The following is a 26,445-nucleotide window of genomic DNA, read 5'->3' as shown; positions in this document are numbered from 1 at the left end:
AATGGGCGTTGAAGTAAGCCGTCTATCTAACGGGTTGACCATCACAACCGAGGCGATGCCGAACGTTGAGAGCGTCGCGCTGGGCATATGGGTCAAGGCCGGCTCGCGCAACGAAGCGAACGACCAGCATGGCATCGCCCATCTCCTCGAACACATGGCCTTCAAGGGAACGGAGAACCGGACTGCCTGGCAGATCGCTGCTGACATCGAGAATGTCGGCGGAGAGATCAACGCCGCCACCAGCGTCGAAACCACCTCCTATTACGCGCGCGTGCTGCGCAATGACGTGCCGCTGGCCGTCGATATCCTGTCGGACATATTGACCTCGTCGAAATTCGACGCCGACGAACTCGAGCGCGAGAAGCATGTCATCATGCAGGAGATCGGCGCGGCACACGACACGCCGGATGATATCGTCTTCGATCATTTCACCGAAACGGCCTTTCGCCACCAGCCGATCGGACGCGCCATTCTAGGTGAGCCGGAAACTGTGGAAGCCTTCACCTCCGCCGATCTGCGCGCCTATATGGACACCCAGTATAGCGCCGACCGCATGGTCGTGACGGCGGCGGGCGCCATCGACCACGACGCTTTCGTCCGCGAGGTGGAGCAGCGGCTGGGCGGTTTCCGCGCCCAAAGCACCGCCCCCATGCCGGATCTCGCCCATTATGTCGGCGGCGATTTCCGCGAACATCGCGACCTGATGGACGCGCAGGTGCTTATTGGCTTTGAGGGCCGCGCCTATCATGTGCGCGATTTCTATGCCTCGCAGATATTGGCGATGGCGCTTGGCGGCGGCATGTCGTCGCGGCTGTTTCAGGAAGTGCGCGAAAAGCGCGGCCTTTGCTATTCGGTCTACGCCTTCCATTGGGGCTTTTCCGATACCGGCCTGTTCGGCATCCATGCGGCAACTGGACGGGATGATCTGACCGAACTTGTTCCCGTCATCCTGAACGAGCTGCATGAGGCGGCCAAGCACATCAGCGAGGAAGAGGTGAACCGCGCCCGCGCCCAATATCGCGCGAGCCTGCTCATGTCACAGGAAAGCGTGGCGAGCCGCGCCGGTCAGATGGCGAGGCAGATCCTGCTTTATGGCCGCCCGGTCACCAACGACGAACTGCTGGAGCGGCTTTCTCTGATTACCGCGGAACGGCTCACCGACCTTGCGGGACGGCTGTTCCTCGACACCAAGCCGACAGTCGCCGCCGTGGGACCGATCGGAAAGCTGATGAATTTCGACGGCGTGCAGGATGCGCTGTCGACACGGGCGCAACCGCGCAAGATGGCGGTTTAGTGAGTGGTGAGCAGTGAGCGGTGAGACAGTGAGCAGTAAGATGGCCTTCTTTTTCTGCTCACTGTCTCACCGCTCACTGCTCACAATAGGCAAAACAAACGTGTAAAGCCATGATCGCCCTGCCCTTCGCCAAGAGCGGTAGCCAGTCATTCCTGAGGGGAGACCGCGTCCATTTGCGTGCGCCGGTGGGTGGCGATTATAAGGCGTGGGCGGCGTTGCGCGCGGAAAGCCGGGCGTTTCTCACCCCCTGGGAACCCCTGTGGAATGAGGACGATCTGGAGCGCGGAGCCTTCCGCCTGCGCATCAGGCGCTATCAGGAGGAGGCGCAATCAGGCACCGGCTATCCCTTCTTCGTCTTCCGCAATTCCGACAGCAGGCTCCTGGGCGGCATCACGCTCGGCAATATCAGGCGCGGCGTCGCGCAATGCGGCCAGATCGGGTACTGGTGCGGCGTGCCATTCGCCGGTCAAGGGTACATGACCGAGGCGATAGGATTGGTTATCCCCTTTGCATTCGAGCAGTTGCGATTGCACCGCCTCGAAGCTGCCTGTATTCCCCATAATAAGCGATCTACAAGGCTTCTCGAAAAAGCCGGATTTCAGAGAGAGGGGCTGTTGCGTTCCTACCTCAAAATCAACGGCCTGTGGCAGGATCATCTCCTGTACTCGCTCATCGAAAACGACCGACGTAGTACGACGAACAATAAGGGCGCCCGCTAGTGTCACGATCTTTTAGAGCGATTCTTTTTTTGATCGAATCGGGGAACCGCTCTAAATCTTTGTTTTTTCGCAAGTCCGAACGAAAAATCGCTTGCTCCAGCAGCCCGCTGAAAGCGCTTTCCCGCATTTTTCTGTTCGTGCTGTTTGCCGCCGGGGGCGCCGGCACCGCGCTTGCGTTCGAACCTGTCAAAATCTCCAAGGACGATACCGCGCTGGATCTTTCCCGCGCGGTGGAAATCTTCCGCAATCAGGGCGAAAGCTTCCAGGTTTCGACGGCGCCCGGCTCCGATGGCATCGTACGCCGCATCGAGGTGCAGGCCAACGACAAGCGGGGCCACGGCGACTGGGCGGCCTTTGCCATCGCCAATCCGACCGACGAACAAATCGACCGGCTGATCGTGGCGCCGCATTTCCGCCTGGTGGGATCTGGCTTCGTCTGGCCGGATCTGGGCTCGACCCGCATCAACTCGATCACCCCCAGCGAGGGTTTCGCGCTGGACCGGCAGGCGAGCCCGGATGCCGATGTGTTCCGAATCACGCTCAATCCGGGCTCCGTTGTGACGTTCGTCGCCGAGCTCACCTCCCCCAACCTGCCGCAGGTCTATCTCTGGGAGCCGGAAGCCTATAAGGACACGATCAACGCCTATACGCTCTATCGCGGCATCATCCTTGGCATTTCCGGCCTGCTGGCGCTGTTTCTCACCATTCTCTTCGTCGTCAAGGGCACCTCGCTCTTCCCCGCAACCGCGGCGCTCGCCTGGGCGGTGCTGGCCTATATCTGCGTCGATTTCGGCTTCTGGAACAAGTTGATCGCAATCACACCCGGCAACGAACAAATATGGCGCGCGGGAACGGAGGTAGGACTCGCCGCGACGCTGGTGGTCTTCCTGTTCACCTATCTCAATTTGAATCGCTGGCACGATCATTTCAGCTATGGCGCGCTGACCTGGGTTCTGGGTCTCCTGGCGCTCATCGGCGTTGCCTTCATCGACCCGCCGATCGCGTCCGGGATCGCGCGCTTTTCCTTCGCGCTGACCGGCGTCGCCGGCGTGGCGATCATCGGCTATCTCGCGCTCAAAGGCTATGATCGCGCGGTGATGCTGATCCCCACCTGGATATTGATCCTCATCTGGACCGTAGGCGCATGGCTAGCCATCTCCGGGCGCCTCGACAACGATATCGTACAGCCGGCGCTGGGCGGCGGCCTCGTGCTGATCGTGCTCCTCATCGGCTTCACCGTGATGCAGCATGCATTCGCCGGGGGCGCGCTGCATCACGGGCTGTTCTCCGACATGGAGCGGCAGGCGCTCGCCATCATCGGTTCCGGCGACATCGTCTGGGACTGGGACGTGCCGCGCGACCGCGTGGTGACGACGCCCGACATCGACACCCTGTTAGGGGCCAGCGCAAGCCAATTGCAGGGGCCGGTGCGCAACTGGCTGCCCGCCATGCATACCGACGACCGCGACCGCTTCCGCTCCACACTCGACGCCATTCTGGAAAATCGGCGCGGGCGCATCGCGCAGACCTTCCGCTTGCGCGCCAGCGATGGGCATTATCACTGGTTTGCGCTGCGTGCCCGCCCGGTCATCGGCTCAGACGGCGAGATTGTCCGCTGCGTCGGCACGCTGATCAACGTCACGGAGCAGAAGAAGGCGGAGGAGCGCCTGCTGCACGATGCCGTGCATGACAACCTGACCGGGCTGCCGAACCGCGAATTGTTCCTCGACCGGCTGAATAATGTCATCCACATGGCCCGCAACGAGAGCAAGCTGCGGCCGACGGTCTTCGTCATCGACATTGACCGCTTCAAGCAGGTGAATGACAGTCTCGGCATGTCGGCGGGCGATACGATCCTGCTTACCATTTCGCGCCGCCTGCATCGATTGCTGAAGCCGCAGGACACGCTTTCCCGCCTCGCCTCCGACCAGTTCGGCCTGCTACTCACCTCGGAAAACGACCCGGCGCGCATCGCCGCCTTCGCAGAAGCGCTCAAGCTGGCCGTTCGCGCGCCCATCGCCTATGCCAAGCGCGAGATCGTGCTGACCGCATCCATCGGTCTCATCACCTGGACGAGCGCGTCGGCGAACGCCGAAGACCTTATCAAGGACGCGGAACTGGCGATGTATCAGGCCAAACGCTACGGCGGCGACCGCATCGAGCCGTTCCGGCCCGCGTTCCGCGCGATCGGCAGCGACAAGCTGCAAATGGAATCGGACCTGCGCCGGGCCATCGAGCGGCAGGAAATCGCCCTCGTCTACCAGCCGATCGTACGGCTGGAAAATGGCAGCATCGCCGGCTTCGAGGCGCTGTTGCGCTGGGAGCATCCACGACGCGGCGCGGTGCCGCCTGCCGAGTTCATCCCGGTCGCCGAAAGTTCCGGTCTCATCGTTCAGCTCGGCCTTTTCGCCATGAGCCAGGCGGCTCAGGATGTTTTCAGCTGGCGCGAGAGCTTTCCCGACATGGATGTCTTCGTCTCGGTCAATCTCTCCAGCACGCAGCTGATCCGCCAGGATCTTATCAACGATGTCCGCTCCGTACTTTCGCGTACGCATATCGCGCCTGATAGCCTGAAGCTGGAACTAACCGAATCCGTCATCATGGAAAACCCGGAGCAATCCGCGCACGTGCTGGCGGCCATCAAGGATATGGGCGTGGGCTTGTCCCTCGATGATTTCGGCACCGGCTATTCCTCTCTGTCCTATCTCACCCGTTTTCCTTTCGACATGATCAAGATCGATCGCTCCTTCGTGCGCGGCGACCAGGCGCAAAAGCAGACGCTGCTGCGCTCCATTGTCAGCATGGCGCATGATCTGGGCCTCGCGGCGGTAGCGGAAGGTGTGGACAACGAAACCGACGCGCTGCACCTGCGCCAGCTCGGCTGCGAATATGTGCAGAGCTTCATGTTCGGTCAGCCGATGCCGGCGGAAGCAGCAAGCCGGCTGTTGAAAGACCAGATGGAACCGGCGGCGGCTTGAGAAATTTTTTCAACGCAGCGTAGGCGCCGCCGTCGACAATTTCCGGCTACCGTGCAATCCATATCGTGTTGAGAGCAAAAAGCAGTATGCGCCGAGGCCAGCCGGCGCGCTGGCGATGATGGTCGCGCCAGCCAAGGCAAGAGGCCCTTGCTCTCGATACGGAGGATGGCTATGTGGCGAAAGCTTTCTAGCATCACCTTTACAATACGAAAGACCCGGACAAGCTGGTCAATAACCGTCCGGGTCAATCGAAAAGACTAAGGTAAGGGGATCAGGAGGTTATCGCCTCCTGATCCACTCCGTTAATCTACTGTACCAATAGGCTGATTTCAAGACCCGACAAAAACTCAAGCATGGCCCACATCGTTGACCAGCCGTGACGGATCAATGCCGATGTAATGCAGAAGGCGGTCATATTTCGTGGAGATATCTGCATCGAAGAGCAGTTCGCGGGAGGCCGGGCAGGTCAGCCAGCCGTTTCCGGCAATTTCGGCTTCCAGCTGTCCCGCAGCCCAGCCTGAATAGCCCAGCGCCATGAGCGCCTGCGAAGGTCCGCCATTGCCTGCGATGGCGCGCAGGATATCGACGGTCGCGGTCAGGCAGATATCGTCGGCCACCGGCAGGGTGGACTCCACCATAAAATCGTCGGAATGCAGCACGAAGCCACGGCTGCGGTCCACCGGACCGCCATTGCGCACCTGGATATGGCGCATGGCGTTGGGCAGATTGATTTCCGCCTCGCCGATAACACCCAACTGCACCAGAAGATCGGAAAATCGCATGGGCTGGAGCTGGTTGATGATGAAACCCATCGCCCCTTCGGTAGAATGGGCGCAGATATAGACAACCGCCCGCGCGAACCTGTCATCGCCCATGCCTGGCATGGCGATGAGGAACTGTCCGTTGAGAAACCCGTTGTCTCTCTGCGCCGGTTGCAAAATATCCATAAGACAAAGGTAGCAACGGATCGGCAAATGGCAAAGGAATTTCCGTGAACGCGGTTTATTCTTGTTAATGGACGACTTGATCGGGCAACCGTTTCAGGTCACTTTCCGTCCATGAAAAGCCGAATTTTTCTCCTCGCCGCCCTCTTCGCAATAATCCTTTCGCCGGGCGCCGGCCATGCCGCGTCCTCCCCTTTCGTGGAGGCAATGGGCGGCAAGGTGCGGTTGCTGCTCAGTGTTCCGTCGCATCCGGACAAAGTTTTGCGCGGCGCGATCCAGATCGACCTTGCCGATGGGTGGAAAACCTATTGGCGCGATCCGGGCGACGCAGGCGTGCCGCCGCAGATCGACCTCACGGGAAGCAGCAATGTGGAGAAGAGCGAGATCCTCTTTCCCGCGCCGCAGCGTTTTCATGAGGGGCGAACCGAATGGGCCGGCTACAAGCGCTCCGTCCTGCTTCCCGTCACGTTCGAGCTTAAAGAAACGAATGCGCCGACCCGTGTCAAAGGCCATGTCTTTTTAGGGGTATGCGAGACAATCTGCATTCCCGTGCAGGCGGAGTTCGATCTTGCGGTTATACCGGGGACAAGCGATCCCCTCGCGCATACATTGGTCAACGCCGCCTTCGACCGGCTGCCTGAACCCGCCTCGCCGGAATTCGGAATAGCGCAGGCGCAACGCAAGGATGGAAACGCGGTTTTCGACGTCCGGCTGCCATCAATGGACGATCAAGCGCAGGTGTTTCTCGCCAGCGGCTCCATGGCATTCTCAACACCGGCATATAAGGGGGACAGCTTTTCAGCAAAAATCCTGCGCGGCGCTTCGGATAGGCCTGCAAGGATCGACTATACGCTGGTCCAAGGCGACCGGTCCGTATCAGGAACGGTGGAATTGCCTTGACGGAAAGGAGGCAGACCTTATGTCTAGGCCATCCAATATTTGCAGGGAGAAGCTTTCATGACGATCAAGGTTGGCGACAAGATTCCGGCGGCGACATTCAAGGTCAAAACGTCCGATGGCATCAAGGACATGACCAGCGACGAGCTCTTCAACGGCAAGAAGGTCGTGCTGTTCGCGGTTCCCGGCGCATTCACCCCCACCTGCAGCCTAAACCACCTGCCCGGCTATCTGGAAAATTACGATGCCATCATTGCGAAGGGCGTGGATACGGTGGCTGTGGTGGCGGTGAACGACCCCTTCGTCATGGGCGCCTGGGCGCTGAGCACCGGCGGGGAAGGCAAGATCGTTTATCTTTCCGATGGCAATGCCACCTTCACCAAGGCCATGGGGCTCGATGGCGACATGTCGGGCGGCGGCATGGGCACGCGTTCCAAGCGCTATTCGGCCATCGTTGACGATGGTGTGGTGAAGGCGCTCAATATCGAGGAGAAGCCGGGACAGGCGGTGACATCTGGCGCGGCGGCGTTGCTGACGCAGCTTTAAAAATTGCACTGCCTTTTGCGCGGCGCCAAGTGCCCCTCACCCTTACCCTCTCCCCGTAAAACGGGGAGAGGGGCCGTCCCCGCTGGCGCTTATGCACAAGGACGAGGTGCGGCGTTTACGTCTCCCTCTCCCCGCAATGCGGGGAGAGGGTAAGGGTGAGGGGCACTTGGCGCCACCAGCATCACCCAGCAGCGCTATTCAGCAAACCCAGCCCCCGCAGAAACCCTCGCCCCTCCCCGCTTGAACGGCGCCATTCCAGCCCTCGCGAGTGCGTCGGCCCGCTCATTCTCCGGATGACCGGCGTGGCCCTTCACCCAATGCCAAGTGACCTTATGGCGACGGTTGGCCTCATCCAGCGCCTGCCATAGCTCGCCGTTCTTCACCGGCTTCTTGTCCGCTGTCTTCCAGCCGTTTTTCTTCCAGCCATGAATCCATTTGGAAATGCCGTCCATGACGTATTTGCTGTCGGTATAAAGCTGCACCTCGCAAGGCTCCTTCAGCGAGGCGAGCGCGGAGATCGCCGCCATCAGTTCCATGCGGTTGTTGGTCGTGTCAGGCTCGCCGCCTGAAAGCTCCTTCTCGGTGCCGTTCCAGCGCAGGACCGCGCCCCAGCCGCCCGGCCCCGGATTGCCCGAACACGCGCCATCGGTGAAAGCTTCAACCGTCTTCATTTAATTTCCTTATTTAATGCAAGGCCATATTCGGCGGCCGAATTAATCTGGCGGTGGAAGCGCATGCGGCGGACATATTCCATCGGGTCTTTTTTCACGACGAAGCTGCCATCGGGAACGTTGAGCCAATCATAAAGCCGGGTCAGCATGAAGCGCAGCGCCGCGCCGCGGGCCAGTACCGGGAGCGCAGCCGCCTCTTCCTCACCAAGCGGGCGAACCGAGGTGTAGCCACGAAGGAGCGCGGTTCCCTTCGTCAGGTTGAAGGAGAAATCCTTCTCGAAGCACCAGGCATTGAGGCAGACCGCCAGATCATAGGCGAGAAGATCGGTGGAGGCGAAATAGAAATCGATGAGGCCGGAAAGCCGATCCCCCAGAAAAAAGACGTTGTCGGGGAAAAGATCGGCATGGATCACGCCGCCCGGAAGGCTGGCAGGCCAGCTGGCTTCGAGAAAGGCGAGATCGGCTTCTGTTTCCGCCCCAAGTCCCGGCTCCACCTCGTCGGCGCGGTCCTTGGCGTTGTCCCACAGCGGACGCCAGCCGGAAACGGACAGCGCGTTTTCGCGTCGCATGGAGAAATCCAGCCCCGCCAAATGCATCCGTGCCAGCGCGTCGCCCACGGCATGGCAATGAGCCACCGTTGGACGGCGCATCCACATGCCCTCCAGAAAGGTGACGATGGCCGCCGGTCTTCCGGCGAGTTCGCCGATCGTCGCGCCATCCTTGCGATGGACCGGCAAGGGGCAGTCTATCCCCTTTTGCGCCAGATGCTGCATCAGCCCGATGAAAAACGGAAGATCGTTCCGGTTCACTCGCTTTTCATAGAGCGTCAGGATGAACGAGCCCTTGTCGGTATGCAGGAGATAGTTGGAATTCTCGACGCCCTCGGCAATGCCCTTGTAGGAAAGAAGGCAGCCGATATCGTATCCATCCAGAAACGCGGCAAGCTCGATTTCGTTGATGTCGGTGTAGACTGCCATGGGAATCCAGTAAAATAGTGAACAGTGAGCTGTGAGCTGTGAGCTGTGAGCTGTGAGCTGTGAGCTGTGAGCTGTGAGCTGTGAGCTGTGAGCTGGAAAGCCGGAAGAGCGGTCTGCTCACTGCTTACTGTTCACCGCTCACTATTCCTATCTCTCTCCATTCACAAACGCCATGTCTCGCGGCGTCAGTTCGACATCGCGCAGCTCGCGGTTGACGAGGAAATTCTCCGTCTCGATGGTCGTTTCCGCCAATTCGATCGTGACCTCATAGCGGTCTGAAAAGGCCTCCATGATCTCGTCTACGATGATTTCCGGCGCGGATGCGCCGGCGGACAGGCCGACGACCGAAATGTCGCCGACCAATTCCCATTCGATATCGGCGGCGCGCTGCACCAGCATAGCCTGGCGCGCGCCGGCGCGCTCGGCGACCTCGACCAGCCGCTTGGAATTGGATGAATTGGGCGCGCCGACGATGAGGAACAGGTCGCAGCCGCTGGCTGCCGCCTTCACCGCGTCCTGCCGGTTGGTCGTGGCATAGCAGATCGATTCGGCGGCGGGCGCGGTCAGCTCCGGAAAGCGGCGCTGCAGGACGGCGACGATGCCGGCGGTATCATCGACGGACAACGTGGTCTGGGTGACGAAACCCAAGCGCGACGGGTCCTCCGGCTGATAGGCTTCCGCATCCGCTATCGTCTCGATGAGCGTGACCGATCCCTCCGGCAATTGGCCCATGGTGCCGATGACCTCCGGGTGGCCGGAATGGCCGATCAGGATGACATGCCGCCCAAGGCGCTGATGCCGCATGGCCTGCTTGTGCACCTTCGACACCAGGGGACAGGTGGCGTCGAGATAGAAAAGATTCTTCGCCATTGCATCCTCCGGCACCGATTTCGGCACGCCATGGGCGGAGAAGACGACAGGCTGGCCGCGATGCTGCTCAGGGATCTCGTCCAGTTCCTCGACAAAAACCGCCCCCCTCGCCTGCAAGCCCTGGACGACGTAGCGGTTATGCACGATCTCATGGCGGACATAGATCGGCGCGCCGTATTTCTTCAGCGCGAGAACCACGATCTGGATCGCCCGGTCCACACCGGCACAAAAGCCGCGCGGGCCGCAAAGGCGGATGGTGAGGGGTTGTTTAGCGATCATTCTTGAACCTTGTTTCATGTCGAGGCTTTCATCCCACCCCCCTCTGGCTTGCCAGCCATCTCCCCCTCGCGGGGGGAGATTACGCCTTCATGGATGTCGGCACAAATCGCAGACGTTGAAAAATGAGTAGCATGGTTCGTGTCAGCTAATCTCCCCCCGCGAGGGGGAGATGCCCGGCAGGGCAGAGGGGGGTGGGATGACAAGCTCACTATCAAACCTACTCAACCCCTTTGGCCCCGCCGCCAGAACCACACACCCGTGACGGCGGCGAGAGCCAGCGCCAGACCATACCATGTGACGGCGTATTGCAAATGGTTGTTGGGCAAATCGATGATGGTGACGCCGCCGACGGGGAGCCCACCCGGATTGGGCGCGGTATCGGCATCGATGAAGAAAGGAACAGTTCTGGCGGGATCGAGGCCCGCCGTCTCCACCATTGCCGCCCAATCCTTCCAGTAGAACATGTTCTTGGCCGGGTCATTGTCCGGCACCAGCGAGGACGGCTTCCCCTTCAAGAGATAGCGGGCAAGACCTGTTACTGTCACTTCGCCGGCGACCTGGCCCTCCACTCGCGTCGGGGCATTCTTGCGGTCATAGGGGACGAAGCCGCGATTGATGAGGACGGCCCGGCCATCGGCCATTTGCAATGGCGTATAGATGTAAAAACCGGATTGGCCTTGGTGGGTGGCGAAGAAATGGCGCTCGTCCTGATTGAGGAAGCGGCCTGTTGCCTTCACCGGCCAATATTCAACATCGCCGGATTTGGCATAAAGCGCCTCGATTTGATCAAGCGGTCGAGGCGGAGAAGCGACGCGCTCCTTGATTGTTGCCAGCAGCGTCTCCTTCCAGCGGAGGCGCTCGACCTGCCAGGTTCCAAGGGCGATCAGGAGGCAGAAGGCGGCAAGGCTCAGAATTGCGACTGCCCAGGGAAACCCCATTTCAGAACCGCGCTGGTTTGTTTGGATTGCCCTGTTCATTTGCTATCGTCCAGACGGCCTTGCGCCGCCTTGTTGCTATATTGCAGGGTGATCAGGATGCCCTTGATGCAGCGCAGGAAAGCGAGGCTCAGGATAATCGCCAGCGGGACCCAGAGAATGAAATGTACCCATAGCGGCGGGTTGAGCGCCACTTCCATCCAGAGCGCGAGGCCGACCACGAGAAAGCCGACGATGAGGATGACAAAGGCAGCCGGGCCATCGCCGGAATCGGCGAAGGAATAATCCAGCCCGCATTTGTTGCAGCTCTTGGCGGTGTTCAGGTAGCCCTCGAACAGCCGGCCTTCACCGCAGCGCGGGCAGCGGCCTAGGATGCCGGCGCGGATGGGGTCGACTGGGGGATGGGAGGGCTGGATGTCGGGCATGAAACTTCCTTGAAGGGCGGGTCGCTGGACCGATTCGCGCCCTCCCTCCCCCTTGCGGGGAGGGTGGCCCGTAAGGCCGGGTGGGGGTGGTGACGGTTACATCCTAACGCCGATCCGTAGCGCACTGCCTTTACCACCCCCATCCGCCCGCTACGCGGGCACCTTCCCCGCAAGGGGGAAGGAGGGCGCGCGCCGAGCCGCCTCAGCCCTCCGCCATCGGTGCGCCCCAGCCGCCCCAGACGTAGACTGCGAAGAAGAGGAACAGCCACACCACGTCGACGAAGTGCCAATACCAGGCAGCCGCTTCGAAGCCGAAATGGTTTGTCGGCGTGAAGGCGCCGCGCATGGCCCTGATCAGGCAGACCGCCAGGAAGATGGTGCCGACGATGACGTGGAAACCATGGAAGCCGGTCGCCATGAAGAAGGTTGCGCCGTAGATCGAGTTCTTGAACTCGAACGGAGCGTGCATGTACTCATAGGCCTGAACCGACGAGAACAACAGGCCGAGCGCAACCGTGAGGGCCAAGCCCCAGATCAGACCCTTGCGGTCGTTATGCAGGAGCGAATGGTGCGCCCAGGTGACCGTCGTGCCCGACAGAAGCAGGATGACAGTGTTGTAAAGCGGCAGGTGCAGCGGATCGAGAACCTCGACGCCCTTAGGCGGCCAGACGCCGCCGGTATACGCGGCGCGGGCAACCTGATGCGCCTCGTTGGGGAACAGGCTCACATCGAAATAGGCCCAGAACCAAGCGGCGAAGAACATCACCTCGGAGGCGATGAACATGATCATGCCATAACGCAGGTGCAGCGCCACGACGCGGGTATGATGACCCTCGCGGCCTTCCTTGATCACCGCCGACCACCAGCCATACATGGTGTAGAGCACAAGGATGAGGCCGATGACGAACAGCCACGGGCCGACAAAATTGATGCCGAAAAGATGCAGGTCGCTCTGGTTAAGCCAGCGCATATAGGCGATGCCGCCGAGCGCCAGCACGAATGCGCCCATGGAACTCAGAAACGGCCACGGGCTTGGATCGATGATATGATAATCGTGATTTTTCTGGTGGACGTCAGCCATTTCAATCCCCAAGGTTCATCTTCATCCCCCGCTTCGCCCGGAGGCGGAGCTGGCTCTAACTCTATAACTTTCCGCTTTTCCCTGCCCCAGTTTTCGCGCTTTGCGCGACAGGCTGCGGCTTGTCAATGGGGAAGAACGTATAGGAAAGCGTGATCGTCCTTAAATCCTTCAGGTCCGGGTCGTTGACGATCTCTGGATCGACGAAGAACACGACCGGCATGTCCATCTGCTCGCCCGGCTGCAATGTCGTATCGGTGAAGCAGAAGCACTGCACCTTGTTGAAATAGGCGCCCGCACGCTCCGGCGTCACGTTGAAGGTGGCGCGGCCCGATGTCGGATTGGCCGCCAGATTGCGGCCTGCATAGCTTATCTGCTTCGTCTCGCCGATCTTGAGCGTCACCTGCCGCTCGACCGGTTTGAAATCCCATGGCAGCGCGCCGGAGGTATTGGCATCGAAGCGGACATTGATCGTGCGGTCGAGGATCACATCCGACATCTGCTCGACCCGCTGCGTCGTGCCGCCATAGCCCGTCACCTGGCAGAACATCCGGTACAGCGGCACGGAGGCATAGGCCGCGCCGACCATAGACGTGAAGAAGACGACGCACGCGGCGGCGACGCGGCGGTTGGAGCGGTGGGTTGTTGCTTGTTTCTCCCCCGTCATGGAATCACCCAGCACAGTCTGAGATGGAAACACTAGCTGGATGCCCCTCATCCGCCTGCCGGCACCTTCTCCCCGCACGCGGGGAGAAGGAAGAGGTGGCAACGTCTATGCCCCCCTCGCCCCGCTTGCGGGGAGAGGGTAAGGGTGAGGGGCAAATGGCGCGCGATCCCAGCAACAAAAATCTCCCTACAACGGCCTTGCCAACACATTGGCACCCAGCTTTGCCCATGTGCCGACATAGACAATCAGGACGAAAAGCCCGAGCGCGATGCCGAGGGCCACGGAGCGGTTGCGCTGGGCCTTCTTCTGCTTGTCGCTCTGGCTGATGGTTTCCAGTTCCGTATCCGTCATGTTCATGCGCCTATCCAGTGCGGGATGCTGCGCGCGATTGTCTCGCCGAGGAGGACCGCGAACAGGCCGAAGAGATAAAGAAGGGAGAAGCCGAAAAGTTTCTTTGCGCTTTTCAATGCGGCTTCCGCCGACGATGCGCGCCACAGCCCCCACGCATAGGCGATGAACGTAAGGCCCAGGCCCAAGGAGACGACGCCATAGACCGGCCCGGCGAAGCCCATCGCCCAGGGCAGCACGCCGACCGGCGCGACGATGAGCGTATAGATCAGGATCTGCAGCTTGGTCGAAGCCTCGCCATGCACATTCGGCATCATCGGCACGCGGGCGGCGGCGTAGTCGTTGGTGGTAAACAGCGAAAGCGCCCAGAAATGCGGCGGCGTCCACAGGAAGATGATCGCGAAAAGAACGAGGCTCTCCCAGCCGATCGTACCGGTTGCGGCGGCCCAGCCGATGACAGGCGGAAACGCGCCTGCCGCGCCGCCGATGACGATGTTCTGCGGCGTGGAGCGCTTCAGCCACATCGTATAGACGACGACGTAAAAGAAGATGGTGAAGGCGAGAAGCGCTGCCGCGAGCCAGTTGACGAACAGGCCCAGCACCATCACCGAAAATGCCGAGAGGACGAGGCCGAAGACCAGCACTTCCTCGCGCGAGATGATTCCCGCAGGAATAGGCCTGTTGCGGGTGCGCTTCATCACGGCGTCGATATCGGCATCGTACCACATGTTGAGCGCGCCAGACGCGCCGGCGCCAACGGCGATGCAGAGAATGGCGATGGCGCCCAGCACCGGGTTCACATGACCAGGCGCGACCATGAGACCCACCAGCCCGGTAAAGACGACGAGCGACATCACCCGCGGCTTGAGAAGCGCGAGGTAATCACTCGCGCGCGCCTCGGAAAGGCGGGCGCCGTTTTTGCCGTTTTGCTCAACTAGGGACATGGGTCTGGGCCTCTTCATCAAGGGAGTAAGTGAGTAGGGGAATAAGGGAGTATGTTGGCAAAAACCTGTTCCCCTACTCACTTACTCCCTTACTGCCCTATTGCCTTACCTGATCCTCGGCAGCTGTTCCCACTGGTGGAACGGCGGCGGTGAGGAAAGCTGCCATTCCAGCGTCGTCGCGCCTTCGCCCCATGGATTGGCTCCCGCCTCGCGCTTCTTGGCGAATGCCTCGAACACACCGTAGAGGAAGATCAGCACCGCGAAGCCGGAGATGTAGGAACCGTAGGACGATACCAGATTCCAGCCGGCGAACGCATCCGGATAATCGATATAACGGCGCGGCATGCCCGAAAGTCCCAGGAAATGCTGCGGGAAGAAGACCAGGTTCACGCCGATGAAAGTGACCCAGAAATGCAGCTTGCCGACGAATTCGTTGTACATGTAGCCCGACATCTTCGGGAACCAGTAGTACCAGCCGGCGAAGATGGCGAAGACGGCGCCGAGCGACAGCACATAATGGAAGTGCGCGACGACATAATAGGTGTCATGCAGGGCGCGGTCGAGCCCGGCATTGGCGAGCTGGACGCCCGTGACGCCGCCGACGGTGAAGAGGAAGATGAAGCCGATTGCCCAGACCATCGGTGTGCGGAAGGTCAGCGAGCCGCCCCACATGGTTGCGATCCAGGAGAAGATCTTGATGCCCGTCGGAATCGCAATCACCATCGTCGCGAAGACGAAATAGCGCTGCGTGTCGAGCGAGAGGCCAACCGTATACATATGGTGGGCCCAGACGATAAAGCCGACGACGCCGATGGCGACCATCGCATAGGCCATGCCCAGATATCCGAACACCGGCTTGCGCGAGAAGGTCGAGATGATGTGGCTGACGATGCCGAAGCCCGGCAGGATGAGAATATAGACTTCCGGATGGCCGAAGAACCAGAACAGGTGCTGGAACAGGATCGGATCGCCGCCGCCATCAGGCGCGAAGAAGGTCGTGCCGAAATTGCGGTCGGTGAGCAGCATGGTGATGGCGCCCGCCAATACGGGGAGCGACAGCAGCAGCAGGAAGGCGGTGATCAGCACGGACCATGCGAAGAGCGGCATCTTGTGCAGCGTCATGCCGGGGGCGCGCATGTTGAGGATCGTGGTGATGAAATTGATCGCGCCGAGGATCGACGAGGCACCGGCGATATGCAGGCCGAGGATGACGAAATCCATCGCCGGTCCGGGCTGGCCGGATGTCGAGAACGGCGGATACATCGTCCAGCCGCCGCCCGCTCCCCATGCGCCGGCGGGGCCCGGCACGAACATGGAGATGATGACGAGCAGCAGCGCCGGGGGCAGCAGCCAGAATGAAACGTTGTTCATGCGCGGAAACGCCATATCAGGCGCGCCGATCATGAGCGGGATCATCCAGTTGGCGAAGCCGCCGATCAGCGCGGGCATGACCATGAAGAAGATCATGACCAGCGCGTGCGCCGTGGTGAACACGTTGAACATCTGCTTGCCGGCATCAAGCGCCGCGTCGGCACTGACGCCGTACACCATGGAGGCGAGGCCCTGGAAAATCTGGATGCCGGGCTCCTGCAGCTCGGCTCGCATGGCGATCGACAGCGCGCCGCCGATGATGCCCGACATGATCGCGAAGATCAGGTAGAGCGTGCCGATATCCTTGTGGTTCGTCGAATAGACCCAGCGGACCCAGCCATGCGGCTTGTGGTCGTCGTGGGCCGCGTGAGCAGCAGTGCCTGCCATGAGATCGCTCCCGTTTTCTCTATTTAAAGGGAGTAGGGGAATAGGGGAGTAAGGGAATATGTTTTTTGCCCCCTTACTCCCCTACTCCCTTATTCCCCTATTCCCTTCTATGACAGCCGGATCAGTTGCCGGCCACAGTCACGTTCTTGTTCGCCTCGACGGAGGCCATCAAAGCCTTGTTGGCGCCCTGCAGATCGTTGCGGGCAGCCGCCAGCCAGGTGTTGTACTGGTCCGGAGAGACGACGCGCACGGCGATGGGCATGAAGGCATGGTCCTTGCCGCAAAGCTCCGAGCACTGGCCGTAGTAAAGGCCGGGCTTGTCGGCCTTGAACCAGGTTTCGTTGATGCGGCCGGGGACGGCGTCCATCTTGACGCCGAAAGCGGGCATCGCCCAGGAGTGGATGACATCGGCGCCCGTCACCAGAAGGCGAACCGTCGTATCGATGGGAACCACCACCTCGTTATCCACAGCCAGAAGGCGCGGATAGACAGCGCGATCTTCCTTGCCGGCGCCGGCGCGGTCGGCATCCTGCAGCAGCAGCGAATCGAAGGTCACAGGGTTGTCGACCTGATATTCATAGCCCCAGTACCACTGGTAGCCCGTCGCCTTGACGGTCAGACCCGGCTCATCGGGAGAATATTGCGCGGTCAGAAGCTGGAAGGAAGGGATGGCAAGGAACAGAAGCACGATCACCGGGCCGACGGTCCAGACGATTTCGACCAGCGTGTTGTGGCTGACCTTGGACGGCTCGGGATTGGCGCCGGCGCGATAGCGCGCGATGCACCAGAGCAGAAGCAGAAGGACGAGAACCGTTATCGGGACGATGAACCAGAGCGTATAGCGCTCGAACCAATGGATCTGCTGGGCAATGCCGGTGGCCGCATCCTGAAACCGGTATTCCCAGGGCTTCGGCTGGTCCGCATGGGCGGCCTGGCTGGTAAAGAGCACCGCGAGAGCGCTCCCCAAAGCACTCATCGACGTGACAATATTCTTATTCACCTGGATATCTCCCGATTGCAGGCCTTGCTTCCATATCGTCTCGCTGGGCGCCACTCCTCACGCCCAGTTTACCTTGCCGTGTTCAAACCACACATTATCCCGCGCCGCAAGGAAGGCGAACATGATCCCATGCGGCATTTTTGCGCGTTTTGTTGTGCATGAGGATGGCGGGACTTGCCCTCCCCCTTGCGGGGAGGGTCGGCGCGGAGCGCCGGGGTGGGGTGGTGAAGGATAGAGTACAATCGTCACCACCCCCATCCGCCCGCTCCGCGGGCACCTTCCCCGCAAGGGGGAAGGAAATGCATCAGCCCATAATCCAGCCATGTTTTGCCCGCACGGGCTAATCAAGTGTCTTCTTTCCATACCCGGCGCAGCGCGTTAACGTCTCAAGTGATTCGACCTGGAGCTTTCATGACCCTTCGTACCTTTGTCCTGCGTCTTGCTGCGGCCGCAACGCTTCTCACGGCGATCGCGCCGATAACTGCTTTCGCCCAACAGAATCAGCCAGCCACCGCAGCCGCGCCGCAGCAGAAGGGCACCATGCGCTCGCAGCATGGCGCATGGTCTATCCTGTGCGATACGCCGGCGGGCGCCAAGACAGAGCAATGCGCCCTGATCCAGAACGTGGTTGCCGCCGACCGGCCGGAAGTGGGCCTCTCGGTGGTGGTGCTGAAGACGGCGGATAACAAGGCGCGCATCCTGCGCGTTCTGGCGCCGCTCGGCGTGCTGCTTCCCAACGGGCTCGGCCTCAATGTGGACGGCAAGGATATCGGCCGCGCCTATTTCGTGCGCTGCTTCGAGGATGGCTGCTATGCGGAAGTGATCCTGGAAGATCAGCTGATCCAGACCCTGCGCACCGGCAAGGCCGCCACCTTCATCGTCTTCCAGACGCCGGAGGAAGGCATCGGCATTCCGGTAGAGTTGAACGGGTTCGGCGAAGGGTTCGACAAGCTGCCCTAAGCTTGGCACCCTCCTTCCCCCTTGCGGGGAAGGTGCCCGCGAAGCGGGCGGATGGGGGTGGAGACGATTGCGCTCCATCCTTCACCACCCCCACCCCGGCGCTCCGCGCCGACCCTCCCCGCAAGGGGGAGGGTTGCCCCAACCGTCCCAACACCTTACATCCGCTCACAACGACAAGAACGGATGAGCCCCATGAAAAGCCTGATCGACAGTTTCGACGTCTCCCCCGACGATATCCGCAAGACCGTGGCTGATAGCCTCAGGGGCAGCGACGACGGGGAACTCTTCGTCGAATATCGCGAGGCGGAATCGCTCGTTTTCGACAATGGGCGGCTGAAGACCGGCTCTTTCAACCAGGAACAGGGTTTCGGCCTGCGCGCGGTTGCGGGCGAAGCGGTGGGCTATGCCCATGCGGGCGAACTTTCTCTCGCCGCGCTGAAGCGGGCGGCGGATGCGGCCTCGGCGGTCGCGACGGGTCATTCCGGCGTCTATGCCGCCCCTCCCCCCGGCACCAATCGCAGCCTTTACGGCGACGAGAACCCGCTCGGCAGCCCCGGCTTCGAAGCCAAGGTGAAGCTGCTGCAGGAAATCGACGCTTATTTGCGCGCCAAGGACCCGAAGGTCCGGCAGGTGTCCGTGTCGCTCGGCGCATCGTGGCAGCATGTGGAGATCCTGCGCGCCGACGGTCATTTCGTGCGCGACATCCGCCCGCAGGTGCGCCTTTCAGTTTCCGTGGTGGCGGGCAATGGCGATCGGCAGGAATCGGGCTCCTACAGCATGGGCGGGCGCAAGGGTTTCGGCGATTTCATCGCCAGCGACAGCTGGCGCCATGCCGCCGACGAGGCGCTGCGCCAGGCATTGGTCAATCTTGAAGCGATCCCCGCCCCCGCCGGCACCTTCGACATCGTGCTGGCCAATGGCTGGCCGGGCGTGATGCTGCATGAGGCGGTGGGGCATGGGTTGGAAGGCGATTTCAACCGCAAGAAGACCTCCGCCTTCGCCGGACTTCTCGGACAACAGGTCGCGGCCAAGGGCGTCACCGTGGTCGATGACGGAACATTGGCTGAGCGGCGCGGATCGCTGACGGTCGATGATGAGGGCACCCCCTCCAACCATACGGTGCTGATCGAGGACGGCAAGCTCGTCGGCTATATGCAGGACAGGCAGAACGCCCGGCTGATGGGCATGAAGCCGACTGGCAACGGACGGCGCGAATCCTACGCCCATGTGCCGATGCCGCGCATGACCAACACCTATATGCTCTCCGGTGACAAGACACCGGAAGAGATCATCGCTTCGGTCAAGAACGGCATCTACGCCGTTTCCTTCGGCGGCGGGCAAGTGGATATCACGTCGGGCAAATTCGTGTTCGGCTGCACCGAGGCCTACATGATCGAAAACGGCAGGATCGGCGCGCCGCTGAAGGGCGCGATGCTGATCGGCAACGGCCCGGACGCCATGCACCGCGTTTCGATGGTCGGCAACGACATGAAGCTCGACACCGGCACCGGCAATTGCGGCAAGGGCGGCCAATGGGTGCCAGTCGGCGTCGGCCAGCCGCATCTGCGCATGGATCAGATGACGGTGGGCGGCACGGCGGTTTGAGGGGCGGCTGTATAAGTAAAACCAGAAATTACATATACCGGGTGCGCGCCAGATTTTCACAGCCTCTTAAGGTTACAGACAAAAAGCCGTTTACTGTCTGTAACCTTTGTGTTACAGACAATAATCCGATTTTTGTCTGTAACGATATGAAGCCGATATCACCGACCATCCAGACGCTCTATCAGGATCTCGTCCAGCAGGTGCACGCTGCGAACGAGCGCGCTGGCTCGCTATATACCAGAAGCATCAAGAACATTGACTATGTCTATTTGAAACGTACGGTTGGCAGCGCACGTCGCGACATATTCATCGGGCGGGCGGATGCCCCAGAAGTACAAGCTCGCACAGAACAGATCCGGCAAGAAGCGATCCGCGCCAAGGAACGCCGCAAGATCGTCAGCACGCTTAAAGCGGCAGGTGTTCCAGTTCCCACCTATGCGCTGGGCGCCGTTCTGGATGCCGTGGCGGATGCCAGCCTTTTAAGGCAAGCCGTCGTTGTCGGTACAGCCGCCTACCAGTGTTTTTCGCCGATTGTCGGATTTTCGCTGCCCTCGGCGGCCTTGATGACCCAGGATGCCGATTTGGCTACGGCGTCGCTTGCTTTGGCAGGCGACGATACAACCGAAACCATGGAAACCATCCTTCAACGCGCCGATCCAACTTTCAAGCCAATACCTGGGCTCAGCCCAAAGGCGCCGCCTTCAAGCTTTCGCGCTGCAAGTGGTTTTGTGGTCGATCTTTTGACGCCCCAGTTGCGGCGCAACGATACCAATCCGATGCCGCTACAGAATCTTCATGCGGGCGCCGTACCCCTTCAACATCTGCGCTGGCTTATTACCGATCCTATACCAGCCTGTGCGCTATACGCTTCCGGCATCCCTCTCCGGGTTCCGATGCCCGCACGTTTTGCAATACACAAATTAATTCTCGCCCAGAAAAGAACCGGAGATCGGTCGAAACGGACCAAGGATCTTCTGCAGGCCAAAGCACTTATCGAGGCACTTCAATTTTCCGATCCATGGGCATTGGCCGATGCCTATGAAGAAGCTTGCGCACAAGGCATCGGTTGGCGACAACCGATCGAAAGGTCGCTACAAGAGCTGAAAATCAATGCCGCACCGTCCGCATCCTTCGGATGATGCGAGTTATACATTTTTTGCAAATTATGTATAACCGCCCTTCCTCTACCGTCCCTTCGACAACAGCGCCACCGCCTCCACATGCGATGACCAGAGGAACTGATCGATCGGGACCACCTTGTCGATGCGGTAGCCGCCTTCGACGAGGATCGCGAGATCGCGGGCGAGCGTTACCGGGTTGCAGGAGATGGCGGCGACTTTTGCGACGGTTGATTTGGCGATTTCCTTTGCCTGCGCCTCGGCCCCGGCGCGCGGCGGATCGAAGACGAGGCCGTCGAAGCGGTTGAGTTCCTTCATCGTCAGCGGGCGGCGGAAGAGGTCGCGACGCTCCATCGTGATCGGCTTCAGCCCTTGCGTGTTGCGCGCGGCGTGATCGAGCGCGGCGAGCGCGGCGGCATCGCTTTCCACTGCGTGGACGGCCATCTTTTCTGCCATGCGGAATGTGAAAGCGCCGGAGCCGCAAAAGAGATCGGCGGCGCGTTTGGTCCTGGCGAGATGGCTCATCACCAGCGCAGCCATGGTTTCTTCCGCCTCGACAGTCGCCTGCAGGAAGCCGCCCGGCGGCACCTGAACCGCGACCTTGCCGAAATGCATGAGCGGCTTCTTCGGCTCAAGGATGATTTCGCCTTCGCATGTGAGGCGGGCGAAGCCCTTTTCCAGCATGAATGCCGTCAACGCCCGGCGCTTACCCGCCTCGGGCAATCCGCAGCCCGTGGCGGCGATGTCGAGACCGGATGCCGTTGATGTCACCGTCAATTTGAAGGGCTTGGTTCCCGTTGCAACCAGCGTTGCCAATTGGCGCAAATCGCCGAGACGGCCGACTATGGCGGGCACCGTTACCGGGCATTCGTGGATATCGATGATCTCGTGGCTCTGGTGGCGGTTAAAGCCGAAGAGCATGCCCTGCTCCGACCGGCGCGCGGCAAAGACGGCGCGGCGGCGCGTGTGGGGCAAGCAGGGCACCAGCGGCTCCAGCACGAAATCGAGCCGGCGTCCCGTCAGCGCATCGTTTACCAGACCGCGCTTCCAGGCTTGATAGGCATCCGCCTCCCAATGCTGGAGCGCGCAGCCGCCGCAGGCCTCGAAATGGTCGCAGGCGGGGTCGATGCGCTCAGGCGAGGCCTCGATGAGCGCCATCAGTGTGCCGCGGTTCTTCTCGCGCGCGATGTTCGCCACCTCGCCCGGCAGGGTGAACGGCACGAAAACCTGGCCATCCGGCAGATTGGCGACGCCATCGCCGCCCGCGCCCATCGAAGTTATCGTCACGCGCGTGGTCATTGGTCTTTTATCCCTGCTAGAAGAAATTCGCGGTTGCCATCGCCGCCTTCGATTGGTGACGGGCAAAGCCCCAACACGCGCCAGCCGGGCATCGTGCCAAGCCATGCCGCCAGATCGTCCGCCACGCGCTCGCTTATTGCGGGATCGCGCAGCAGGCCGCCCTTGCCTATCGCCTCACGCCCGGCCTCGAATTGCGGCTTTACCAAAAGAACGCAGTGGCTGCCCGGCTCGGCCAGCGCCAGCGCGGGCGGCAGCGCCAGCTTCAGCGATATGAAGCTGACATCCGATACGACGAGGTCGATCTTATGGCCTTGGAGGTGGCTTGCATTGAGCGTGCGGGCGTTGAGGCCTTCGTGATTGGTTATGCGGAGATCATCGCGCAGGCTTTGATCCAATTGGTCATGCCCGACATCGACGGCAATAACATGCGCCGCGCCATGTGTCAGCAGAACCTGTGTAAAGCCCCCAGTCGAGGCGCCGATATCGAGCGCCGTGCGCCCTTTTGCATCGATAGCGAAATGGTCCAGTCCGGCGATGAGTTTCAGAGCGGCGCGCGAGACATAGGCGCTTGCGGGGTCATCGACCACGATCTGCGCATCGATGGAAACGGACATGCCCGGCTTCGTGGCCGGTTTGCCATCAACCTGAACAGTACCCCGCGCGACAGCATCCCGCGCCCGCGAGCGGGTGGCGAAAAGGCCGCGATCGACGAGGAGTTGATCGAGGCGGGGGCGGGAGGGGGTGGGGTTATCGTGCATCGCGTTTTCATGAAGGAGTGGGAGATGAAGGGCAAGCGGGGAATGTCTTGATGGAAACGCTGCCGCGACTCGCGCCTTCCCTCCCCCCTGCGGGGGTCCGAAGGACGGGCGAGACCCGTGGCTCGCCCCGGCAAGTGGCCCGAAGGGTCGGGTGGGGGTGGTAACGTTTGCGCAATGGTCTCCAGCAGAGGTGTAAGCGTCACCACCCCCATCCGCCCGCTCCGCGGGCACCTTCCCCGCAAGGGGGAAGGAGGGCGCATCCCCTCCTATGCCCGCGACGGCGCGGCAATCCGTTCCTGCCCCAGCGCCGCAAACACTGCCTGCACTATCCCCGCGCTGTCCAGCCCGGCGCGCTTGTACATCGCCTCCGGCTTGGCATGGTCGAGATAGACATCCGGCAGCGTCAGCGGGCGCACGCGCAGGCCGCCGTCGAGCAGTCCGTCATGCGCCAGGAAATGCAGGACATGGGAGGCGAAGCCGCCGATGGCTCCCTCTTCGACTGTAACGAGCACTTCGTGTTCGCGCGCGAGGCGGCGGATCAGGTCCTCATCGAGCGGCTTGGCGAAGCGAGCATCGGCAACGGTGGTGGACAGACCCGCGGCATCCAGTTCCTCGGCGGCGGCAAGGCATTCAGCCAAGCGCGTGCCGAAGGAAAGGAGCGCGACCTTGGTGCCTTGCCTGACGATGCGACCCTTGCCGATGGCAAGCACCTCACCCCGCTCGGGCATCTCGACGCCGACGCCCTCGCCGCGCGGATAGCGGAACGAGATCGGGCCTTCGTCATATTCGGCCGCCGTGCGCACCATGTGGCGCAGTTCCGCCTCATCGGACGCGGCCATCACCACGAAGCCGGGCAATGCGGCAAGGAAGCCGGTATCGAACGAACCGGCATGGGTGGCGCCATCGGCGCCGACAAGCCCCGCGCGATCGATGGGGAAACGCACCGGGAGGTTCTGTATCGACACATCATGCACGACCTGGTCGTAACCGCGCTGCAGGAAGGTGGAATAGATCGCCGCAAAAGGCTTCAGCCCTTCGCTCGCCAGCCCCGCCGCGAAGGTGACGGCGTGCTGCTCGGCAATGCCGACATCGAAGGTGCGGTCCGGGAAGACCTCGCCGAAGAGATCAAGCCCGGTACCGCCCGGCATCGCCGCCGTGACCGCGACGATGCGCTCGTCATGCCGAGCTTCCTCAATAAGGCTCGTCGCGAAAACTTTGGTGTAGCCCGGAGCGTTGGCCGGCGCCTTGGCCTGCGCGCCGGTGATCACATCGAATTTGTTGACGCCGTGATATTTGTCGGCGGCGGCTTCTGCCGGGGGATAGCCCTTGCCCTTTTGCGTGATGACATGGATCAGCACCGGGCCGTCTATCATATCGCGGACATTTTTCAGGACAGGCAGCAGATGTTCGAGATTATGCCCGTCGATGGGGCCGACGTAATAGAAGCCCAACTCCTCAAAGAGCGTTCCGCCCGTCCAGAAGCCGCGGGCATATTCCTCCGAAAGCCGCGCCTTTTCCTGCAGAAATTTCGGCAGGCGCTGGGTCAGCTGCTTCGCCGTCTCGCGCAGCGTGCGATAGGTGGGGCCGGAAACGAGGCGCGCGAGATAGGCGCTCATCGCGCCCGTGGGCGGCGCAATGGACATGTCGTTGTCGTTGAGGATGACGATCAACCGGGCATCGAGCGCGCCGGCATTGTTCATGGCCTCATAGGCCATGCCCGCCGACATGGCGCCATCGCCTATGACTGAAATGACGTTGCGCTTGACGCCGGTCAGCTCGCTCGCCACGGCCATGCCGAGCCCGGCGGAAATGGAGGTGGAAGAATGCGCCGCGCCGAAGGGGTCGTAGTCGCTTTCGGAGCGCTTGGTGAAGCCGGAAAGCCCACCCTCCTGCCGCAGCGTGCGGATGCGGTCGCGCCGCCCGGTCAGGATCTTGTGCGGATAGGCCTGATGGCCGACATCCCAGATGACGCGGTCATGCGGCGTGTCGAAGACATGGTGCAGCGCGACCGTGAGCTCGACCACGCCAAGACCCGCGCCCAGATGCCCACCGGTGATCGAGACAGCATCTATCAACTCGGCGCGTAGCTCGGCAGCCAGTTGCGGCAGATCGCTTTCAGGCAGCTTGCGCAATTCGGCCGGCGTCGGCGCACGATCAAGCAGCGGCGTCACGGGTCTCGATGTCAATCTGGTCTCCCTTTGTAAGACGGTAAGGCAGTAGGGCAATATGTATTGCTAAATGGGCTGGCAAGCCAATTAAAACGTACTTCCCCACTGCCCTGCCCTATTCCCCCTTCGCAATCCCCACAAGTGCGGCGATTCTATAACGCAACCAGCAGGCTGGGAAGCCGAACCGAAAAGCCTTTTTTAATATCCGATTTACGCTCTTTCCTAAAATGGATTGCGCTCGCATATCAATGTATGCACCTTTTGCGTGTATTATTTATATAAATACACGTAGCAATATATTCACTCCCAACGCTGAAAGGCGACAATTATGTCAACAACCGCGACTTTTCTTCCCGATCCGACCAATCCGCTTACGAAGCTCTATCAGGGCCAGAAGCTGCTGGTTACGGTGAATTTAACTTCAACGACTCCTCTTTCCAATGGTATGTTCGTGAGGCTCATCAACCTCGGAGGGGGATTTCTCTATGATCAAAGCGCCGCTCAGCCCAATTATGCCAATCCGAGGCCGATAACTGTAAATCCCAACGACAACAAAACTGCTTACGTGGAGTTTGTCCTGGATGTTGTGCCGAATGCGCCTACGAATTCGGCCACGAACCTGACGTTCACTGCCTACTCGGACTCCCCGGGAATCGGGCTGCCAAGAACAACCGCGAACTATAAAATTCTGGCTCCCCGGATCAATCCCACCTTCGTGGGTCCAACTCCAGGGACGGTGCCAATACCGCCGACGACTTTACCTACCCCCCTCACGCCGGCTGAAGGCCCCGGATATACAGTTTTCGTGTCAACCACGATGACGGATGACACCAACACCCCTGTCCAGTATTGCGTCATAGACTGGGACCAGTATGTCCCCGTTGTACCGAAGCTTTACACAACCGAGGTTTATACCTATCTGAATAGTACCGACACTGTACCGATCCAAGACAATCCCAGATTCTACTGGCCGAATGGCCCTCTTAGCTATGGTCCCGACGGTCATCAGTTCATCCGCACGATAACCGGCAGCGACGGCGTCGCGCGCCTCTATCTGGTTGGAGACAATCAAAACCCGCAAGGGGGAGCCGCCAGCGGCAACATCCAAACATGGAATTGGTATGATTTCGCCTCTGGTGCCGGACCATTTTCCGTCGGCTAGTTCCATGCACTGGCTCGTTTAAAACATTGGCTCATTTAAAACAGA

24 protein-coding genes are annotated in these 26,445 nt (G+C 60.8%); 9 read left to right on the top strand and 15 right to left on the bottom strand.

Annotation, left to right across the window (positions count from 1 at the left end; all coding sequences use genetic code 11):
- Position 1 precedes the first annotated feature (1 nt).
- From C7477_RS01505 to C7477_RS01495, 3 genes are all read left to right on the top strand, one after another.
- Entirely contained in the window at positions 2–1,294 is a 1,293-nt protein-coding gene (locus C7477_RS01505; protein WP_110748048.1) for a M16 family metallopeptidase, read from the top strand.
- A gap of 110 nt (positions 1,295–1,404) precedes the next feature.
- The gene (locus tag C7477_RS01500) at positions 1,405–2,013 is read left to right on the top strand and encodes a GNAT family N-acetyltransferase (RefSeq protein ID WP_110748046.1); all 609 of its coding nucleotides are present in this window, start codon (positions 1,405–1,407) and stop codon (positions 2,011–2,013) included.
- A gap of 107 nt (positions 2,014–2,120) precedes the next feature.
- Complete coding sequence (locus tag C7477_RS01495; protein WP_425373488.1) at positions 2,121–4,991, top strand: EAL domain-containing protein; 2,871 nt, start codon at positions 2,121–2,123, stop codon at positions 4,989–4,991.
- 347 nt (positions 4,992–5,338) lie between these two features.
- Here C7477_RS01495 and C7477_RS01490 read toward each other — a convergent pair whose 3' ends face one another.
- The gene (locus tag C7477_RS01490; protein ID WP_110748043.1) at positions 5,339–5,938 is read right to left on the bottom strand and encodes a YqgE/AlgH family protein; all 600 of its coding nucleotides are present in this window, start codon (positions 5,936–5,938) and stop codon (positions 5,339–5,341) included.
- Positions 5,939–6,049: 111 nt separating this feature from the next.
- Here C7477_RS01490 and C7477_RS01485 point away from each other — a divergent pair, with 111 nt between their 5' ends.
- Both C7477_RS01485 and C7477_RS01480 read left to right on the top strand, forming a co-directional pair.
- Complete coding sequence (locus tag C7477_RS01485) at positions 6,050–6,835, top strand: protein-disulfide reductase DsbD domain-containing protein (protein WP_110748040.1); 786 nt, start codon at positions 6,050–6,052, stop codon at positions 6,833–6,835.
- 57 nt (positions 6,836–6,892) lie between these two features.
- On the top strand, positions 6,893–7,378 hold the full coding sequence (locus C7477_RS01480) for a peroxiredoxin (protein WP_110748038.1): 486 nt from the start codon (positions 6,893–6,895) through the stop codon (positions 7,376–7,378).
- A 194-nt stretch (positions 7,379–7,572) separates the two neighbouring features.
- Here C7477_RS01480 and rnhA read toward each other — a convergent pair whose 3' ends face one another.
- The 11 genes from rnhA to coxB form a co-directional block, all read right to left on the bottom strand.
- The gene (gene rnhA, locus C7477_RS01475) at positions 7,573–8,049 is read right to left on the bottom strand and encodes a ribonuclease HI (RefSeq protein ID WP_110748035.1); all 477 of its coding nucleotides are present in this window, start codon (positions 8,047–8,049) and stop codon (positions 7,573–7,575) included.
- Positions 8,046–9,026 carry a homoserine kinase gene (locus C7477_RS01470; RefSeq protein WP_110748032.1) on the bottom strand — a complete coding sequence of 327 codons (981 nt, stop codon included), beginning with the start codon at positions 9,024–9,026 and terminating at the stop codon, positions 8,046–8,048. The genes rnhA and C7477_RS01470 overlap by 4 nt, the downstream gene beginning before the upstream one ends.
- A 147-nt stretch (positions 9,027–9,173) precedes the next feature.
- Positions 9,174–10,175 (bottom strand): 4-hydroxy-3-methylbut-2-enyl diphosphate reductase, encoded by a 1,002-nt coding sequence (gene ispH / locus C7477_RS01465; RefSeq protein WP_110748029.1) that lies wholly within the window; start codon positions 10,173–10,175, stop codon positions 9,174–9,176.
- A 221-nt stretch (positions 10,176–10,396) separates the two neighbouring features.
- The gene (locus tag C7477_RS01455; RefSeq protein ID WP_110748027.1) at positions 10,397–11,152 is read right to left on the bottom strand and encodes an SURF1 family protein; all 756 of its coding nucleotides are present in this window, start codon (positions 11,150–11,152) and stop codon (positions 10,397–10,399) included.
- Complete coding sequence (locus C7477_RS01450; RefSeq protein WP_110748024.1) at positions 11,149–11,535, bottom strand: DUF983 domain-containing protein; 387 nt, start codon at positions 11,533–11,535, stop codon at positions 11,149–11,151. The genes C7477_RS01455 and C7477_RS01450 overlap by 4 nt, the downstream gene beginning before the upstream one ends.
- Before the next feature lie 202 nt (positions 11,536–11,737).
- On the bottom strand, positions 11,738–12,616 hold the full coding sequence (locus C7477_RS01445; protein WP_110748023.1) for a cytochrome c oxidase subunit 3: 879 nt from the start codon (positions 12,614–12,616) through the stop codon (positions 11,738–11,740).
- Positions 12,617–12,677: 61 nt separating this feature from the next.
- Positions 12,678–13,280 (bottom strand): cytochrome c oxidase assembly protein, encoded by a 603-nt coding sequence (locus C7477_RS01440; RefSeq protein ID WP_110748148.1) that lies wholly within the window; start codon positions 13,278–13,280, stop codon positions 12,678–12,680.
- Between the two features lie 186 nt (positions 13,281–13,466).
- Entirely contained in the window at positions 13,467–13,637 is a 171-nt protein-coding gene (locus C7477_RS18855) for a hypothetical protein (RefSeq protein WP_181418309.1), read from the bottom strand.
- Positions 13,634–14,572, bottom strand: coding sequence for a heme o synthase (locus tag C7477_RS01435; protein ID WP_110748020.1), 939 nt, complete (start codon positions 14,570–14,572; stop codon positions 13,634–13,636). Before C7477_RS01435 ends, C7477_RS18855 begins: the two co-directional genes overlap by 4 nt.
- Positions 14,573–14,677: 105 nt before the next feature.
- Positions 14,678–16,330: a cytochrome c oxidase subunit I gene (gene ctaD, locus C7477_RS01430; RefSeq protein WP_110748017.1), complete on the bottom strand. Its 1,653-nt coding sequence runs from the start codon at positions 16,328–16,330 to the stop codon at positions 14,678–14,680.
- A 121-nt stretch (positions 16,331–16,451) separates the two neighbouring features.
- Complete coding sequence (gene coxB / locus C7477_RS01425) at positions 16,452–17,306, bottom strand: cytochrome c oxidase subunit II (protein WP_483474996.1); 855 nt, start codon at positions 17,304–17,306, stop codon at positions 16,452–16,454.
- A gap of 435 nt (positions 17,307–17,741) precedes the next feature.
- On the opposite strand from coxB, the gene C7477_RS01420 reads away from it, so the two are divergent.
- The 3 genes from C7477_RS01420 (at position 17,742) to C7477_RS01410 (ending at position 21,034) form a co-directional block, all read left to right on the top strand.
- Positions 17,742–18,290, top strand: a complete 549-nt coding sequence (locus C7477_RS01420) for an invasion associated locus B family protein (protein WP_110748014.1) — start codon at positions 17,742–17,744, stop codon at positions 18,288–18,290.
- 192 nt (positions 18,291–18,482) lie between these two features.
- Positions 18,483–19,895 carry a metalloprotease TldD gene (gene tldD, locus C7477_RS01415; RefSeq protein WP_110748012.1) on the top strand — a complete coding sequence of 471 codons (1,413 nt, stop codon included), beginning with the start codon at positions 18,483–18,485 and terminating at the stop codon, positions 19,893–19,895.
- Positions 19,896–20,041: 146 nt separating this feature from the next.
- Positions 20,042–21,034 carry a GSU2403 family nucleotidyltransferase fold protein gene (locus C7477_RS01410; RefSeq protein WP_110748009.1) on the top strand — a complete coding sequence of 331 codons (993 nt, stop codon included), beginning with the start codon at positions 20,042–20,044 and terminating at the stop codon, positions 21,032–21,034.
- Between the two features lie 45 nt (positions 21,035–21,079).
- On the opposite strand, the gene C7477_RS01405 is transcribed toward C7477_RS01410, so the two are convergent.
- The 3 genes from C7477_RS01405 to dxs all read right to left on the bottom strand — a co-directional run bounded on the left by C7477_RS01405 (position 21,080) and on the right by dxs (position 25,256).
- Entirely contained in the window at positions 21,080–22,312 is a 1,233-nt protein-coding gene (locus C7477_RS01405) for a class I SAM-dependent RNA methyltransferase (RefSeq protein ID WP_110748007.1), read from the bottom strand.
- Positions 22,309–23,070, bottom strand: a complete 762-nt coding sequence (locus tag C7477_RS01400) for a TlyA family RNA methyltransferase (protein WP_110748004.1) — start codon at positions 23,068–23,070, stop codon at positions 22,309–22,311. The genes C7477_RS01405 and C7477_RS01400 overlap by 4 nt, the downstream gene beginning before the upstream one ends.
- 266 nt (positions 23,071–23,336) lie before the next feature.
- Complete coding sequence (dxs, locus tag C7477_RS01395) at positions 23,337–25,256, bottom strand: 1-deoxy-D-xylulose-5-phosphate synthase (protein ID WP_110748001.1); 1,920 nt, start codon at positions 25,254–25,256, stop codon at positions 23,337–23,339.
- Between the two features lie 310 nt (positions 25,257–25,566).
- Between dxs and C7477_RS01390 the strand changes: the two genes are divergently transcribed.
- Positions 25,567–26,400, top strand: coding sequence for a hypothetical protein (locus C7477_RS01390; RefSeq protein ID WP_110747997.1), 834 nt, complete (start codon positions 25,567–25,569; stop codon positions 26,398–26,400).
- Positions 26,401–26,445 lie beyond the last annotated feature (45 nt).

Source organism: Paramesorhizobium leguminum, assembly GCF_003217235.1.
GTDB lineage: Bacteria > Pseudomonadota > Alphaproteobacteria > Rhizobiales > Rhizobiaceae > Paramesorhizobium > Paramesorhizobium leguminum.
Note: the sequence above shows the minus strand (reverse complement) of the source record. Positions and strands in the feature narration are given on the sequence as shown.